The organism is Bacteroides sp. AF34-31BH (assembly GCF_003602795.1).
GTDB classification, from domain to species: Bacteria; Bacteroidota; Bacteroidia; order Bacteroidales; family Bacteroidaceae; genus Bacteroides; species Bacteroides uniformis.
The window spans coordinates 37,246-53,044 of record NZ_QTLV01000007.1; the positions used below are offsets into that span (position 1 = coordinate 37,246).

The following is a 15,799-nucleotide window of genomic DNA, read 5'->3' on the forward strand; positions in this document are numbered from 1 at the left end:
AAATCCGGACATTGCCAACGAACAAGAGGAGGCTTTCATGAAGGCTATGCGAAATGATGACTTCAATACCATTCTGGAACTGAAGATGAGAGGATATCAGCCATCGGAGAACACACTGAAAAGCCTCCAGCCGGATATATCCTCCACCACCTTCATCGCTGCTGTCAAAATCTTCCAAATGGAAGGGGTACTAAAAAGCCTTCAGGACATAAAGTCTGCGCAAAGCCCGATTACAAGCGGTAATAAACGTAACATGGAGCAAACAAATTTACTATTCAATTTTCAGTTTTTTTCTATTTCTATACTACTGTACGCCATAAAATAACGAAGAAACTTATTCCTATATCAATTCATAATCAATAACATACAATTCACCAAGAATATTAGGGAATGCTACAGTATCATATATCACCTGCCCTACTCCATTAAAATTACCCGGAGATATTACAGATGCTACAACACCATGATAAGCTGTGGGAGAAAAAGAAAGATCTGCTAATCCATTTATCCCAATAACATTTTTCTGTACACCAGCATTATTAACATTACAAAAAATTGCATAATGAATAGTTTGATGTAAATTTACAGCAGCATTAGGAAGATGCACAAAATATAATATATCTCCATTATTACATTTAGCTAAATCATGATAGGTATTTATTTTTTGTATCATACTTTCTAAAGAAGCTCCAAAAGGATTAACTGAAATTCTTTTTCCTGTTGCCTGTTCTATAATTCCTCTAACTAAATTAGCACACCCTCCACCATTTGTAGGTAAATTAACATTCAAATTCTGAGTATTAGTAATAAATTGTGTAATCAATTGTCTATCATTTATACTTATAGCCATATATTATAACTCATGTTCTCCTACTCTCTCAAAGGCTTTTCGGAACCTGCCTATAAAAACTGTCTCTGTAAGCTTACCCCACAAATCTACCCTATAATCCCCAAACCGCTATCATCCCTTTTCTGAATGCCATGGAATTTTTTCCGAATACATAAGTTAGAAGATGAAAAAAGATTGTATTCAAAGTTTTTGGTTCTTTTTTGAAAAAAGAACCGCTGGCCAAAAATCCAACGGTTACTTTACTTTCGGAAAAATATGCAATGAAGTTTATAGGCCGAATGAGGAACGCAGCTTCTTCATGGCATTCTCCACATCAAAGAAAGACACATCCATAAGATCTTCTCCCCATGCTTCCGGAAAGTCAAGAATGGAACGTCCGTTATTAAGAACCGCATCACGGATGGCTTTCATCACATTCTGCCGAGTCGGTTCCAGCTTGAAGAAAAGGCAATGCCTGACTGCCATTGTAAGGGTATCATCATCTATAAAGAAACGGATGGTGACGGTCATGTGTACCTGCGTCCGTTTCTCCAGTTTCTTCTTTTTAGTTTCCAGTTTGGCCAACCGGGAAACATAGAATGAAGGGATATGTTTCCCGGATTCAACGCAAGTCTTCATCGCTTCATGTATTTCAGCGATGCCGTCACGTATATCCGTCAAGTCGGTGCAGTTGGATGCAACCGTATAAGCCGATAACTTTTTCATCTCAAAAGCCGTTTTTATATGGCAAAAGCCCTGTTTGTGAAACTTATAATATATGAATCTCCTTATCACCTACCTTCTCGTCCGATACGACCAATACCTCGTACTTCATCCTCTTGTAATTATAGACTACGGCAAGCGTATTAAAGCCACCGTTATCATACCGCCTGTCATAAACGGTATGTACATACTCATACATCGCATTCCCCATCATGAACTTTACGGAAACATCCGTAAAGTAAAATGCCACCGCATAAGCCAGCGTTTTCTTTTTATCAACCTTTTTTGTTTTCATAACCATTTGTCCTTTATTGTTTTCTGATAAAATATTCAATGGCCGAATGAACCAATATATAATGTGTGGGTGTCTGCCTGCACTGTTCCGCATAAGGATTATAGAACTGGAGAGCCAGCGCATGGTATAATTCCGGCAATTCCCGCTTGATTCTCGCCGTAAGCAGCCGATAGGAGCATTTTCTACCGTACTTCATCAGCTCACGCCATTTGTCCTGTGTTATTTCCGTGCAATTCGTCTCGTAAACCATAACTTCCGTTTTTAAGTTCAATATTCCGGTTGGAAAGCGGAAAGGGGTTGTTCCCTCTCCGTTTATTCTCTAATCAATTCAGGCAAGCTTTTACCGTTATACCGGTTTTCAGTCCTTTATCCAGCTGCACGGTCAACCCACGAACATTCACCTCTTGAATTTGAGAAAGAAGCACATAACCCCATTCCCATTCTTGAATATGGCAATAACCGAAAAAAAGCCAGTCACCGTCTTCCTGCTGTTCGGCTTCCGTTACCAACCATACCACCGAAGAAAAAGGAAGGAAAAACCTTGCGATGACTTCCGCATTAAGCCCCTGCCCCTCTTTTGAGTACAAAGGGTTGGCTTCAAACACATTCTTTAGTTGTTCCGTCACTGTAATCATATGTCACATTTTTAAAGGGTTAAACTTCTAATTTTATGCTTCAGCTAGATTTAAAGACCTTTTTTTAAAACCCCTTTCCGGGATGGCCTTTTCTTTCTGCCGACTTTTTTTTTGAGCTTTCATGCCCCATCTGAGTTTATAAGCCTTTTTTTTACGGCACACAACAAGAAGGAAGGAGGGATTGAGAAAAGTTTTGGACGACAAAAAATGTTGGGGACAGCGAAGCCGTCCGGCGTTATTTTTTTCGGTACAAAGGGCGAAGACCGGAACTCTTTCGTATCCATCCACCGAAATAAATTTGCCGTTCAAAAACAAAGGCTCTCAGACGGGGCTATGAAAAAACGTACATTAGGGGAGGCAGAAAACAAGGAAAAGGGCAGTACGGAAATAAAAGAAGAATAAAATCCAACATTATTCACATTGATATATAATAGCCAAGTATTTCGCCATATCAATATAAATCCAACTATAATCAAAATCAAACAGTTATCTAATTTATTGGTTATTAAACATATAATACGCCAAAACATTTATTTTGGAGAATATAATATTAATTAAACAAAAAAATGTAAGCATTCGATAAACTCCCCCTTTCATTCTAAAAATGTGATATTACTTTTGTAATCAAAGTAAAAAAGCTCAATTGTTATGTCACATCAATGGACCATGGAAGATTTTGAATCTATTTATTCCCGTTTCAAGTCGAGCGGACTGTCAGTTATGGATTTTTGTTCGAATGAATGTATTCGTCCCAAACGTTTCTACGAGTGGCGTTCCAAGCTGTTGCGCAAAGGCGGCTTTATCCCGGTAAAGGTAAACAGTAAGGGCCAGGTCAGTCTTCCCCATAAGGAGAAATCCCTGCTGTCTGCCCCTCCGGTCAGCCCGTCGCCAATTCCCCAGCCGCTATGTGAGATCTCCTATCCCAATGGCGTTACAGTCCGCTTGAACAGCCCTTTGTCACCGGAGGTATTGCAAACCCTGATATTTTTGAATTCAAACCGTTAGCCTATGTTTTCTTTGAATGAATCCAACAGATATTATCTTTACCCGTATCCGACAGACATGCGTAAGAGTTTTTATACGCTTAGCGGCATCGTGACCAACCAGATGGGAAAGAATGTACGGGACGGTGACGCTTTCATTTTTATCAATGCGAATTGTACCTGTATGAAAATCCTCCAATACCTGCACTATCATCCTCTATCAAACAGGGTTGAGATAACGCTTGGGATAACCAATCCTCCCAGTGGCAGGATTGTAAAAAGACTACTGGCCGATGCCGTAACCAAAGGAATGATAGAAGTACTCTAACAATAGTAGTGCCACTATTTTATAAGCAGCACTGCAATTGTTCCTTACCCCAGCAAATGCACCTCCTGTAACCTCACCAACCCCAAATACATCTTCAAGAACACCTCCTGATACACCTTCAGATCCGGGAAATAGACGAAAGACTTCCGGGCAAAAGAGAGGCACGTGAATGGCCGTTCATTCGGAACCTCCATTTCCGGATAGCGTTTCTTCGCCTGGTCAACCGCCATCTTGTTCAGTGAAGCCACGAAGTTAGCCTGGCGTATCGGATTCCATTTCGGGGTTTCAAGAATCACCATCCCATCTTTCCGCTCAGGAATAACCAAATATTCATCCTGCACGTTACGGACGTAATAGCACACAAAAGACAAGGCCTCATAGACATTATCCCCTACATGAATACCGATAACCCGTTCTTCAACCGGTGTACCGGCAAAGCATTCCGCAATCTGTTTCATGGCATACCCATGCAACAAGGCAGCATCAGAAGCCAACAGATAAGCCGGTGCGGTACGCTCTCCTCCCTTATCGATGGCAGCAAAGACAGAAGGACTCCAACAGAGATGGATGAGCTTTCCTTTTTCTTTCTCACGAAGGGAAGCGACACATAAACGGTTATCAAAGACCAAACGGGCTTCTTTCGTTTCCGGATGGAACTGGAACACGTTCCGTACCCTGTCCGGCTTATGGATATCCATCATCAGATAGCCCTGCCAACCGGACACGTGCTTTGTCTTCAAGACGGTTTCGCTTTCCTCCACATCGAAAAGATAAGACAAGAGCTTTTCTCGCTTACAACATACGAAGAGAGAAAGCTCGTCCTGTTCTTTCATCTGCTGCATATCCAAGGAAAGAACAAAAGCCAATTGCCAAGGAGTAAGCTCGGAAAAGCCATGTAATTCAATACAAGACAACGCATCCTTCTCCGGTGAGTAAACGACATATCCCCGGCCACCTATCTCATATCTCAACATGAAATCCCCCTGTTCAGTGGGATGATAATTCTGTAAAACGGTCTGATAATTCATAAAGCAAATATATTAAGTTAGTATTCATCATAATGAGAAATCGGGACCACTCTTGCGTTTCCGTTTCTTTTTGGACGGTATGAGATCATCCTCTTGCGACTTCTTCCCGCTGCCGGTAATGTCAAGTTCCGGAATGGCCATAACTCCCCCACCCTGCATATAGAAAGCCTCACGATCCACCCGCTCACGGAACTCCCCTACCCTATCGATATGTGGCGAGAGACCGACAGCCACACCATCGAAATGCTTCTGGATATTCTGATAAGTGAGCTTACGGGAAAGATCCGCACCTTTAAAGACATGAGCATTTTCCACGTTTTCCATATAAAAGGAAATCCCGTATGCGCCTTTGCTGTTTACATGTTCCGTCACACGGATCGATTCTTCCGCCAACCTTTTCTTAAAATCCTCATAGCCTAAAGAAGCGTTCAATGCCTTAAACACATGGTCATAGAGATAATGCTTCTGTTCATCGGCGCTCATGCCCCGGCCATCAAAACGAATATTACCAAAACGATATTTCTGAGGAAGTGAAACGTCCTTCAGGTAAAAGCCTGAATCCTTGATGCCATAGACATAATAGGATTTGTCCTTCTTGGTGACCAGACGCATATACAATCCTTCTTGTTCCAGGTTCCTTCGGAAATCGGATGTACTTTCGGAAAAAGAGTAGATGCGGTCAAGCTGTTGTAACAGTTCATCCTTGAACAAGGGGTTGAAAAAACCTCCTTTTTCCAGCAATGCGAAAAGGTTGTCATAGCTTTCATCCCCCAATAGGACACGCCATTCTTCATTGGCCAATTTTATTTCTTGCAAGGGTTTATTCAAAGACCGGTATGTATCGGATTGTTCCAGGACAGCCGATACCTTATCCTTGTAATTATAACTACGCATGGCTTTCTTCAAGGCCGCATCGAAATAATAGTTACGGTATTGCGCCTCTCCCAACGTGGTTCTCTTGCCTCCTTCCCTTTCCAAAGGCAACAGACCGTACTTCTGCTCCAGTTCCCTTGAGATCTTTTCGGAACGGCTGTAATTATTTCCGGAAGGAATGCTTTTGCCTTCTTCATCAATTGTGGTCAGCAGCACATGCACATGGCTGTGTGCCTTGTCGGTATTTAGGACAACGGCATAACAGGACTTTCCGTACCCCATCCTCTCGATATATTCCCCGGCAAGAGAAAGCCACTGTTCATCGGAAAGGCTTTCTCCCGGATAGAGGCTCAGAATAAATTCCGCATAAGGTAGTTTCACCCGGTCATTCAACTGGGAGATAAGTTTCATGTAGGCTGGCATGGCGGCCAGTTCGTCACCAGTGGAGGTGTAAAGCACTTTTCCGTTTCCTTCCTTGACCTTGGAAAGCTGGTATTCAATTTTCCGGCTCATGGACAGGTGGGATGAGAAAGAAGGTTGTATCTCGGCTATCATAACAATTTCCGGTTAATGGTTTCTACATCCGAAAGGTATTGGTTAATCCGATCCAATGAATACAATATATTTTCATCGGACGGAAGCGTATTGATATGTTTGGCAAGCTGGTTGATATTGGCTCCTATTTTACGAAGTTCATATATCATTTGCACATCGGTTTTCGATATGCTTCTGCCTTTCAAGGCAGACTCTCTGATAAAGGAAGAAAGGGATTTTCCCTCTTCCTTTGAACGTTGAAGAAGCTGTTCTTTCTCGGCTTCCGTCAAGCGGATCTTTATACTTATATCTCGATTCTCTTTCATATATACAGAGTATGTGAGTGTAACGAACATTGGTCGGCAGCTCGGCTGTCGCAAGGTTTTTTGTACCCACAAAAACATACCTTGCATTAGCAAAGATATACAATAATACTCAGCTGTGAAACAAAACCAGACAAAAGTCTTGATTTCTTAATCCAGATTAACCGCTCACTTTGTTACAAAGTAACTACGCACATTGTAACAGGCGAACGGAAAGCCATTAGTTACAAAATACATAATTACTAATTATATTATTACAAAGTATGAACATACATACTTAATTATAAGATTAAGTATGTACATATTTATATTTATATTTATATATGTAATTACTTATACAATTAAGTAAAAAAGTGTATAATAAATTAATTATAAAAGTATGCAATTATTTAATTTATTATTTATATATTTGCGCACATACTTAAAAACGTACATTATGGGACAAATATTACCAGGAGTAGTCGTAGCTTTTGAGAATCCCAAGGGCGGGGTAGGGAAGTCTACGCTGACAGCTTTGTTTGCAGGTTATATTCATTCGCAGTCAAACGAAGAGGGGGGCTTATCCATTGCCGTGGTGGATATCGACGACATGCAGAACACTATCGGAAAATTACGTGAGGACGAAGCCGAGGACGGAATCATGAAAAAGGAAGAAGAATATGAGGTTATCAATATCTCTTCCTCAGAGTTCATCAACCAACTGGATTTCCTTCAGGACAATTACGACATTATACTTGTCGATTTTCCGGGTAACCTGAAACAAAACGGTGTAGTTGAAACGCTGCACTTCGTTGACGTGATCATCATTCCCTTCGAACCGAACCAGACCGATTTAAGACCTACATTGACCTTTTACTATAACATCTATGAAGGGATTATCGAAAGCCGTCGAAAGATTGGTAAAAAGACTACCGTGCGTGGTGTTATGAACCGTGTTCTTCCGAATGTGCTGGAGTTCAAAGAAATTTTGAAAAATAAAAAAACCTTGCCTTTCGAGTTGATGCAAAACTACATCAAGGATTCAAGGGTTGACTATCAACGCAATTTAAGTACGCTGAGTAAAGCGTACCATCATCCCTGTGATGCTTTCTGTGAAGAGGTATTGGAATTAATCTGTAACCATATAGGAGAATAAAGCTATGGCAACCAACAAAGAAAGGACATCATCAGCCGCCATGAGAAAACTCTTGCTGCAAAGCGCCAGTAAGAAAGAGCAGGAAATCCAGCAGATCGGAAGTGTTGCGGAAAGCACTATCCCCCAACCTGCGATTGAGCACCCCATCCATGAAGAGGTGAAAGAATCGGCTCCAGTCAAAGAAACCGTCCAAGAACCTCAGCCGGAACAAATGGAAAAGCCGGAATCCAAACCTTCCGTGCAGTCTTCTCCAAAAACAGAAGAAAGCAAAGTCTGCGGAAAAAAATTCTCGGAATATCTGGAAGAGCGAAAATTAAAGAACACCGAAGTAATCCGGATATCCAGCGAAACCCACAGAAAGCTGAAGCAGATTGCTATGGCCACTGGATTAGGAATGCACAACATCGCAAACAACATTCTTGAAGACATATTGACCAGCCATAACAAGGAGATTCAAGCGATACTGAAGAAGTATATGAGCATCTGATTCTACTTTCGGAAAAATATATACGCCTGTTCGACTGCATCCGTCGGGCAGGCGTTATTTTTGCACACCGTTTTAGTGAAGGCCGGCATTGAACCGGGACACTTTTACACAACTGCGGAAAAATCCCTTTGCCTATTATCCTGGACAATATGTTAAAGAATTCAAACCTCTACTTGTTTCCACCTCAAAATTTTTTCCGAAAGTAAGAATACGGTAACAAAATCATTTCTTCGTTTTATTTAGGTTTTTAGGGATTTAAGTATTTGTGGGACACTTTTACACAACTAATAAGGGAGGTTTTCCGTATAATCAACTATATTATTGCAAGTTAGCACTTACTGGCATCTTCTCGTAACCGGGACACTTCTGCACAACTAACCGACTATTCGGGACACTTCTGCACAACTGAACAGGAAAGTCGGGATACTTTTACACAACTAGAATCTGCATTCGGGACACTTTTACACAACTAAATCAGGAATCCGGGACACTTCTGCACAACTAAACCGGCCATTCGGGACACTTTTACACAACTGGGGGATCGGAAACAGCCGTAGTCGGGACACTTTTACACAACTAAATCAAGAAACAGCACGAAAAAAATGCTTTGGAATCTTCATTTATAGGGAGTTAGATTCACTATCTCCGTAAAAAAACGTATCTTTGCATCAGTAAACAACAAGTGTCCGCCTATGAAGGAAAGTAATACACAAAAAGAGTTGAGCAGAGTCCCCAGGACTCTCAGCGAGTCTTCCAACACGAAAGTATTGGAAGTTCTATTTGATGCAGGCGGCACTGTCATGTCTGACATTATCATTTACGTGGCATCTTCACAAATGAAAGATCTGTTCGGCGACTGCTGGTTCTCCATCAACGATTTTTGTGAGGTCATGGGGTATGAACGAACCAAGTTGCAACGAAAACTGACCGAGAAGCAGCTTGATTTCCTGTTCAGCAACCAACGTCCGGTATATATCACCGAACAGAACGGCCAAAAGATAGAGCATCCGATAGAGAACACCTTTGAAGCGGCGTTATACCGTTTAGGGACATCCAACCTCAGTGTAGCATACGCCATGAACGGCAAGACGCAATATAAGTTCATTCAAATACTGGACCGCTTTGAGATAAAGGATAACTTCGGCACGAAAAAGCGCACCAAGCGGAATTACAACGTGCATCTGAGCAAAGATCTGATGAATACTTTGCTTACCGAATACAATCTGCTGGAACTGAAAGACTACCGTAACCTGCCCAACCGCAAAGGCTACCGCAAGTTTTATCTGAACCTGGCGAAAATGATTTACCTGATCAAGTATAAGATTGACCAAGGACAAGCACCTTATTTCACCGTTACGGTTGACCAACTTGCCAAGGAATTTGATGTAACGGTAAAGGACAACCATGACCGGAAGAAGAAGGTGACCAGCATCTTAAACGGTATCAACAAAAAGCTGGAGAGAACCAAATTCCAATACCAGTACATCAAAGGAAAAGGGGAGAAGTGGCCCTACACCGTACAGTTTTTCTTTGACCAGGAAACATTGGAATATTTCGACGAAAAGATAAAGGCGATACTGACCTCGCAATATCACGATGCGCTTAAATCATGCTTCTTGTTAAACAAGAAAGGCATTCCCGTGAGCAGACATTATCAATATAAGGATTTCTTTAAATTGGGAACCGGCGAATATTATCATGAATTTACCGCATGGCTTTATTCTGAAGAGGACAAGGAGATTAAGGAGAACATCTACCGGGATATCTATATAAAGGTAGTAGGCATTCGTCCAGAAGACCTTGCCGTCAACTTAAATCCCTAAAAGTTGGAACAAAAACCATAAAATAGTATCTTTGCAGCGGATTGTCAGAAAATTGGCAGCCCGCTTTTTACATACGTCCGTCTGTCTAACAAAAGAGTGGCATCTATCGTTAAGGAATTAACAACAACAGGCGCATGCCTGTACCAGTATGAAACTGGTACGGGGCGTGCCTTTGTTGTTGGAACGCCACGTCCATGTTAGAGGGTACGTTTCCGTACCCTTATATAAACATAAAACAAATTCAATGGTTCAAACAATTGCCACCCTGATAGATGAGACGCTCATGGTAATGGGCGCCCATCTTCACGTGCGGATGACAGACGAAGAAAAGGCGTATCTTGATGCTCATTTCGAGCTTATCCATATCAAAAAGGGAGAACACCTCGTCACCAGGGGCGAGGAAGTATGCTACCTCTATTATCTGGAATCCGGCATCGTCCGGTTATGGTTTCCGGACAAAGAGAATAGAGAGATTTCAGCACGGTTTATCCAAGCCAAAGAGTTCATCAATTTTTTCCTTTCACATGAAGAACACCATGCCCACTACAATATCAAGGCATTGGAGCCATGCAAGATCTGGAGATTGCCCAAAAAAGATCTTCATCAGCTATATGAGTTATCCATCAATTTCAACAAGCTGGCCAGAATACATTTGGTAAGATCCATCAACCGCAAAATAATAAGGGAAGAGGAGTTTTACACACTGGATGCCGAAGCGCGTTACAAAGCGCTTTTGGCCAATGAAAAATGGCTGTTACGTTCAATACCCTTAAAAGACATAGCAAGTTATATCGGCATCACGCCACAAGCATTGAGCAACATCCGAAAGCGCATATAAACCAAACCCTATAAGCCGGGCAGGACAGTTTTACACAACTAATCCTATCCGGCTTTTTTCTGTAGAATTATTCCACACCTGCCGGTTTACGGCACATGTATTTTTTAATGCACATTAAATAAACACGAAAGGCCCTTTAAAAGCCCTTCATAAAATTTGTCCTCCCGTATATAATCTATATGTTTGGAGCGAAAACAACGCGATAAGCACCTTGATTCGGTTCTGCCGACAGGAATCCGCGTAAATTGGAAACACCGTATGAGACAAATAGAAAAATATATAACATTAATAACCTAAAGAGTAATTCCCATGGAACACATCAGACTGACTGCTATCAGCCTTAGCCTGCTGTTATGCACCGTAAGCGCTTTTGCGCAACGCCATTATGAGAACATCCCGGCACTTGAATTGAACTACGGCACTAACCTGTTCGGCAATGCAGGCAACTATTACAACCTGTCCTTTTCCAGATACATCAACCGGACAAGCTATTGGAAAGCCGGGTTTAGCTATTTTGAGAAACCTTACGAATATACAGCCAACCTACCGCAAGTCTCTACCTTGAACCCGGAAGAAACGATTCCCGAAACGATACATGACAAGGGTAAGGACTTTTTTGTGGACGGCGGTTATTACAGAACCCTGGCCTGCAACCTGAAATCCGTTTACTGGGGCATCGGCCTGGGAGGATTCATCGGTACAGAATACGTCCGCCACCCCGATAAGGAATACAACTTCATCATCGGCCCGAAACTGGAAACGGAACTGGAAGTATTCATCCTGCCCCGAACGGCATTGCTTGCCCGCATACAACAACATTGGAATCCCCTATCCATTGACAAGTGGAACACTGTCTGGAACGTAGGAATAAAGATACTGCTCTACTAACCGACAAATCATATCACCATGCTTATTATCATATTGTTAGCCGATACAAATGTATCCGGCCTGATCTCCTTATACCGTGAAATAGGCGCCATGCTGATAGGGGTAGGCTTTCTATGTGCCGGACTAGCGGTACTTAAAAAGCTGATAAGCAACCACGAGCGCACCAAAGAGGCCATCATCACCTATATCACGGCATTGGTCACTTGGCTCATTATCTGGCAACTCTTATGAACGTAGTGGATTTGATACTGGTTGCCATACTCGCCTGTGTCACGCTTCACTTTTACTTTCGGAAAAAGAAGAAAGCACTTTCTTCCGGAAAGGAGAAAGAGAAGCCGATAAGGGAGGCGGTGCGCAAGGAAGGGCAGGAGAGAGCCTGTCCGGTCATCTGCGTGGTATTTCAGCCTGAGCTGGAAGAAGAGGAATTGGCTGCCGAGATAGCCGATATGTACCTGCATGGAAGAGCCTACTACTACTCAGGCAAACCACTGCCGGAACAGCCGAAAGAAGAGCCCATATCCATCAAGTATAAGGATGTGCAATGGGAGAGACTGAAAACGATTCATGTTTAATTAAAAAATAGGAACAAAATGAAAGCAATCGAAAATGTAAGAGAAAAAGCGAACCAAGTCATTAACCGCTATGGAAAGGTTATCTTCACCTTTCTCATATTCTTCACGCTGTTGGGAACGGCACAAGTGGCGGAGGCACAAAGCGGCCTGAAGATTAACAGCCTATCCGAAGTGACAGACAAAGCCAAAGAGGGTGCGGACACCATTCTGGACGTAGCCAAATACATTTTGGCGGCGGTACTCGGCATCGCTCTGGTCTTTGTCATCTATTCGCTTGCCACGAACAATCCCCATGCCAAGGAATACCTGCTCGGCTGGATCATCGCCGTGGTAGTCATCATGGTAGCCTTCCTGATTATCTAAAAACGAAGAGCCATGAGAACCATGCGTAAAATCAACAAGCCGATCAAGTTCTTCGGTCTGTCATCGGGACAGTTCGCCATCTTCATGCTGCTGACGGCCATCATCATCATCGTGAGCATATTCAAGCAGCTGCACCCGATACTCATCATCGGAATCATTTCCGCCATTCTGTTTCTATCCGGTCTGCTGTTCCAAACCTTGAAAAAGGAACACAAGGCCGGTAACCCGGACTACCTGACCGGCCTCCGGATCAAGAACGCCACCCCCCGGCAGATAACGGACAAACGGCAGATTTTCAAATTCATCCTAAAACAGCAACCATGATAGGAATCATCATACTCATATCCCTGCTAATCTGTGCGCTGTGCCTGCTGATTGCTCTGCTGTATATCCGGCAGACAGAGATAGAGGTGAAGGACAAATCCGTGGATCTGGAAAGTGTCTTGCCTATCCAGACCATCACGGAGAACGCCGTCATCAACGGGAACGGTGACATCACCGTCGGCTACCGGCTGCTTCTGCCCGAAGTGTTCACCTTGTCGGAAAGCGAGGCGCAATACATCCATGAGCGGTTGGAGGCTCTTTTGAAGCTGCTTCCGGCAGGCACGGTCATCCATCAGCAGAATTTCTACTATACGGGGCGATACCATCATGCAGAATACTCTTCCAATGCCCTGATAGCGGAGAACAACCGTCATTTCAACGGCAAGGAGATACTGAACAGTTACACCAACCTGTATGTGACGTTCACGAACGGCAGCCGAAACGGTAAGATACGCAAAAGCGCATCGGGCACCTCGCTGATGCGAAAGCTGCACTACCCGTTCAAGCAACCTTATAAGGAATATCAGCAACGGCTGACAGAAATGGAAGCCTTTCTGATGAACTTTGAGAACGGTTTGTCGTCCATCCAGCAGTTTGAGATACGCAAGATGGATGATACGGAACTGAACAACGCCATCTACGACTACGTCAACCTCTCTTACGAGACACCGGAAAACGATGCCACGCAGAAGAGCGTCAACCCTATGGCTGTCAGTGAAAGCGGAAGCATGAAAATAGGGCAGCAGCACGTTTCCATCCTTTCGCTGACCAACGAAGGCGAGCATCTTCAGGAACTGGCCGTGCCGCACACCGGCAAGTCGAAGGCATACGGGGGAAACATAGAGATACCGGACAGCATACGGAGCAAATGCTCGATGCTGTACCCCGTAGGACTTGGCCTGCCGTTCAACCACATCGTAAACATCGTGATAGAGATAACCGATCCAGATGCCACCGTAACGGCCATCGGTGCGGAGAAAGACGCGCTGAACTACATCACCAACTTCTACCCTCCGGCGGCAGAGAAGCAACGCGAGCAGGCAGCCTTCTGCGATGAGATTACCCAGTTCGACTACCAGACCGCCTATACCGCCTTCAATGTCGTGCTGAACGATACAGACCGCACCTCGCTCATGCGGAAAACCGCACTGGTACAGCAAGGCTTCAGCTTTATGAACCAAAGTTCGTGCTATGTGGAGAACGCCGAGCTGTGCAACCTGTTCTTCTGCAACATACCCGGCAATGCCAGGGCCAATTACCGGGGCTTCGTCAACACGACCAAGCAGGCCATCTGCTATCTGCAAAAAGAGGGGATGTACCTTTCGGACGAGAAAGGGCATATCTACCATGACCGTTTCGGTACTCCCGCCAAGATAAACCTCTGGGATTATCCGGCGCTGAACAACAAGAACCGCATCGTTATCGGCCCGTCCGGTTCCGGTAAATCTTTCTGGCTGAACAATTACATCCTGCAAAGCTATGAGCTGGGCCGGGATGTGATGATCATTGACATCGGCGGCTCTTACCGCTCGATGATAGCCTTGAACCGGGGCAAATACTTCGACTCTACCGAGCAGAAGAAATTTGCGTTCAACCCCTTCTTGTGTGACCGTGACAAGAACGGCAAATACCTGTACATCGACACCACGGATGCCGAGTCTGCCGATGACCAGATAAAGACCATCGTCGCCATTATCAGCTACATTTGGAAGGTACGTGAACCCATGCTGCCTGCCGAAAACGCCATTCTCAGGAAATCCGTCATCGGATTTTACGACTATGTGAACAATTCTTCAATAGGAGAGAAGCATGAGCGTATCTTCCCGACGCTGATAACTTACCGGGCTTATCTGAAGGAAGTGTTCAGCAAACGGATGACCGAGTTTGAGAAACAGAAATTCGAGATAGAGGAGCTGTTGCTTTTACTGGAACCCTATACGGACGGAGAGCTGTCATTCCTGCTGAACGCTACCGAGAACGTGGATATCGTGCATGACCGGCTGATAGCCTTCGATATGGAAGATGCCTCTAAGAAAGAGTACTTTCCACTCGTTGCCATCATCACCCTGCAAATGATCGTGGATAAAATCAAGAAACGCCAGGGGTTTGCCAAAGAGCTAATCATCGACGAAGCACTCGACTTCCTGCAAGACGAGAAATTCGGAGACTTCATCGCCTACCTGTACCGAACCTTCCGTAAAAAGGAGGGAAGCATCACGCTGGCCGCACAGAACATCCTGTTTTTGAAAAACATGCCGTCCAGTATCAAGGACTCCATCATCATCAACTGCGCGACCAAGATTATCCTCGACCATTCAGAACACCGGCAGAACCTGCCGGAAGTGAAAGCCGTGCTTTCCATCACGGACGAAGAGGCCTATATGATCGAGTCGTTGCAGCGCACGGAACGCTGGAGAGAGTTTTTCATCAAGATGTCGAACGATGCCTTCATCTTCCGCAACGAGGTGTCCGACTTCGCCGCCGTAGCCTTCGATTCGCGCCAGGCGACAGTAGTACGACTGAAGCAGTTGTTCAACGAAAGCGGCTCGACCTATACGGCCATCAACCGCTATCTGGAGGAAAGGAGGAAAAAGTATGGATGACGCCACCCAAGGGCTGACCGCCCTTCTAGGCTGGTCAACCGACTTCAACGGCAGCGCATACAATCTTGCCGGAAGCATTGCCGCCGCACTTTTGGGCGTTGCGCTCATTTTCGTGGTATGGGCACTCGCCACGAAAAAGGAAAATGCCAAGAGCTATCTGACAGCCTGGCTGGTATGTGTCATATTCACCCTATTATTCATCACCAACAAATAAC

At 44.1% G+C, this 15,799-nt stretch carries 22 protein-coding genes; 14 read left to right on the forward strand and 8 right to left on the reverse strand.

Annotated features, from left to right (window positions below; translation table 11 throughout):
• Positions 1 to 37 precede the first annotated feature (37 nt).
• On the forward strand, positions 38 to 325 hold the full coding sequence (locus DWZ67_RS11915; protein WP_007569214.1) for a hypothetical protein: 288 nt from the start codon (positions 38 to 40) through the stop codon (positions 323 to 325).
• A 15-nt stretch (positions 326 to 340) separates the two neighbouring features.
• Here DWZ67_RS11915 and DWZ67_RS11920 read toward each other — a convergent pair whose 3' ends face one another.
• The 5 genes from DWZ67_RS11920 to DWZ67_RS11940 all read right to left on the reverse strand — a co-directional run bounded on the left by DWZ67_RS11920 (position 341) and on the right by DWZ67_RS11940 (position 2,482).
• Complete coding sequence (locus tag DWZ67_RS11920; RefSeq protein ID WP_007569216.1) at positions 341 to 850, reverse strand: hypothetical protein; 510 nt, start codon at positions 848 to 850, stop codon at positions 341 to 343.
• 267 nt (positions 851 to 1,117) lie between these two features.
• On the reverse strand, positions 1,118 to 1,555 hold the full coding sequence (locus DWZ67_RS11925) for a hypothetical protein (protein ID WP_005868821.1): 438 nt from the start codon (positions 1,553 to 1,555) through the stop codon (positions 1,118 to 1,120).
• A gap of 43 nt (positions 1,556 to 1,598) precedes the next feature.
• The gene (locus DWZ67_RS11930; RefSeq protein ID WP_005868823.1) at positions 1,599 to 1,847 is read right to left on the reverse strand and encodes a hypothetical protein; all 249 of its coding nucleotides are present in this window, start codon (positions 1,845 to 1,847) and stop codon (positions 1,599 to 1,601) included.
• 13 nt (positions 1,848 to 1,860) lie between these two features.
• Positions 1,861 to 2,097 (reverse strand): hypothetical protein, encoded by a 237-nt coding sequence (locus DWZ67_RS11935; RefSeq protein WP_005868824.1) that lies wholly within the window; start codon positions 2,095 to 2,097, stop codon positions 1,861 to 1,863.
• Between the two features lie 73 nt (positions 2,098 to 2,170).
• The gene (locus tag DWZ67_RS11940) at positions 2,171 to 2,482 is read right to left on the reverse strand and encodes a DUF2958 domain-containing protein (protein WP_005868826.1); all 312 of its coding nucleotides are present in this window, start codon (positions 2,480 to 2,482) and stop codon (positions 2,171 to 2,173) included.
• Positions 2,483 to 3,130: 648 nt separating this feature from the next.
• On the opposite strand from DWZ67_RS11940, the gene tnpA reads away from it, so the two are divergent.
• The gene (gene tnpA / locus DWZ67_RS11950) at positions 3,131 to 3,487 is read left to right on the forward strand and encodes an IS66 family insertion sequence element accessory protein TnpA (protein WP_004319780.1); all 357 of its coding nucleotides are present in this window, start codon (positions 3,131 to 3,133) and stop codon (positions 3,485 to 3,487) included.
• A 3-nt stretch (positions 3,488 to 3,490) separates the two neighbouring features.
• Positions 3,491 to 3,793, forward strand: coding sequence for an IS66 family insertion sequence element accessory protein TnpB (tnpB, locus tag DWZ67_RS20430; RefSeq protein ID WP_083444256.1), 303 nt, complete (start codon positions 3,491 to 3,493; stop codon positions 3,791 to 3,793).
• 44 nt (positions 3,794 to 3,837) lie between these two features.
• On the opposite strand, the gene DWZ67_RS11960 is transcribed toward tnpB, so the two are convergent.
• From DWZ67_RS11960 to DWZ67_RS11970, 3 genes are read right to left on the reverse strand one after another with little or no spacing between them, the layout of a single operon-like run.
• Positions 3,838 to 4,821 carry a hypothetical protein gene (locus DWZ67_RS11960; protein ID WP_005868869.1) on the reverse strand — a complete coding sequence of 328 codons (984 nt, stop codon included), beginning with the start codon at positions 4,819 to 4,821 and terminating at the stop codon, positions 3,838 to 3,840.
• Positions 4,822 to 4,848: 27 nt separating this feature from the next.
• Positions 4,849 to 6,249 carry a relaxase/mobilization nuclease domain-containing protein gene (locus DWZ67_RS11965; protein ID WP_005868870.1) on the reverse strand — a complete coding sequence of 467 codons (1,401 nt, stop codon included), beginning with the start codon at positions 6,247 to 6,249 and terminating at the stop codon, positions 4,849 to 4,851.
• Positions 6,246 to 6,584, reverse strand: coding sequence for a plasmid mobilization protein (locus DWZ67_RS11970; RefSeq protein WP_008770294.1), 339 nt, complete (start codon positions 6,582 to 6,584; stop codon positions 6,246 to 6,248). The genes DWZ67_RS11965 and DWZ67_RS11970 overlap by 4 nt, the downstream gene beginning before the upstream one ends.
• A gap of 403 nt (positions 6,585 to 6,987) precedes the next feature.
• Here DWZ67_RS11970 and DWZ67_RS11975 point away from each other — a divergent pair, with 403 nt between their 5' ends.
• The 11 genes from DWZ67_RS11975 to DWZ67_RS12025 all read left to right on the forward strand — a co-directional run bounded on the left by DWZ67_RS11975 (position 6,988) and on the right by DWZ67_RS12025 (position 15,798).
• Positions 6,988 to 7,686: a ParA family protein gene (locus DWZ67_RS11975; RefSeq protein ID WP_005868872.1), complete on the forward strand. Its 699-nt coding sequence runs from the start codon at positions 6,988 to 6,990 to the stop codon at positions 7,684 to 7,686.
• Between the two features lie 4 nt (positions 7,687 to 7,690).
• The gene (locus tag DWZ67_RS11980; RefSeq protein ID WP_005868873.1) at positions 7,691 to 8,173 is read left to right on the forward strand and encodes a DUF3408 domain-containing protein; all 483 of its coding nucleotides are present in this window, start codon (positions 7,691 to 7,693) and stop codon (positions 8,171 to 8,173) included.
• A 692-nt stretch (positions 8,174 to 8,865) separates the two neighbouring features.
• Positions 8,866 to 9,996: a hypothetical protein gene (locus DWZ67_RS11985; protein ID WP_005868874.1), complete on the forward strand. Its 1,131-nt coding sequence runs from the start codon at positions 8,866 to 8,868 to the stop codon at positions 9,994 to 9,996.
• A 244-nt stretch (positions 9,997 to 10,240) separates the two neighbouring features.
• Positions 10,241 to 10,834 (forward strand): Crp/Fnr family transcriptional regulator, encoded by a 594-nt coding sequence (locus tag DWZ67_RS11990; protein WP_005868875.1) that lies wholly within the window; start codon positions 10,241 to 10,243, stop codon positions 10,832 to 10,834.
• Between the two features lie 309 nt (positions 10,835 to 11,143).
• Positions 11,144 to 11,722: a conjugal transfer protein TraO gene (locus DWZ67_RS11995; protein WP_005868877.1), complete on the forward strand. Its 579-nt coding sequence runs from the start codon at positions 11,144 to 11,146 to the stop codon at positions 11,720 to 11,722.
• A gap of 18 nt (positions 11,723 to 11,740) precedes the next feature.
• Complete coding sequence (locus DWZ67_RS12000) at positions 11,741 to 11,953, forward strand: hypothetical protein (RefSeq protein WP_005868879.1); 213 nt, start codon at positions 11,741 to 11,743, stop codon at positions 11,951 to 11,953.
• Positions 11,950 to 12,294, forward strand: coding sequence for a hypothetical protein (locus tag DWZ67_RS12005; RefSeq protein ID WP_005868881.1), 345 nt, complete (start codon positions 11,950 to 11,952; stop codon positions 12,292 to 12,294). The genes DWZ67_RS12000 and DWZ67_RS12005 overlap by 4 nt, the downstream gene beginning before the upstream one ends.
• Positions 12,295 to 12,312: 18 nt before the next feature.
• Positions 12,313 to 12,657 carry a hypothetical protein gene (locus DWZ67_RS12010; RefSeq protein ID WP_005868883.1) on the forward strand — a complete coding sequence of 115 codons (345 nt, stop codon included), beginning with the start codon at positions 12,313 to 12,315 and terminating at the stop codon, positions 12,655 to 12,657.
• A gap of 12 nt (positions 12,658 to 12,669) precedes the next feature.
• Positions 12,670 to 12,981 (forward strand): hypothetical protein, encoded by a 312-nt coding sequence (locus DWZ67_RS12015; RefSeq protein ID WP_005868885.1) that lies wholly within the window; start codon positions 12,670 to 12,672, stop codon positions 12,979 to 12,981.
• Positions 12,978 to 15,584 (forward strand): TraG family conjugative transposon ATPase, encoded by a 2,607-nt coding sequence (locus DWZ67_RS12020; RefSeq protein ID WP_005868887.1) that lies wholly within the window; start codon positions 12,978 to 12,980, stop codon positions 15,582 to 15,584. The genes DWZ67_RS12015 and DWZ67_RS12020 overlap by 4 nt, the downstream gene beginning before the upstream one ends.
• Positions 15,577 to 15,798: a hypothetical protein gene (locus DWZ67_RS12025; RefSeq protein WP_005868888.1), complete on the forward strand. Its 222-nt coding sequence runs from the start codon at positions 15,577 to 15,579 to the stop codon at positions 15,796 to 15,798. Before DWZ67_RS12020 ends, DWZ67_RS12025 begins: the two co-directional genes overlap by 8 nt.
• Position 15,799 lies beyond the last annotated feature (1 nt).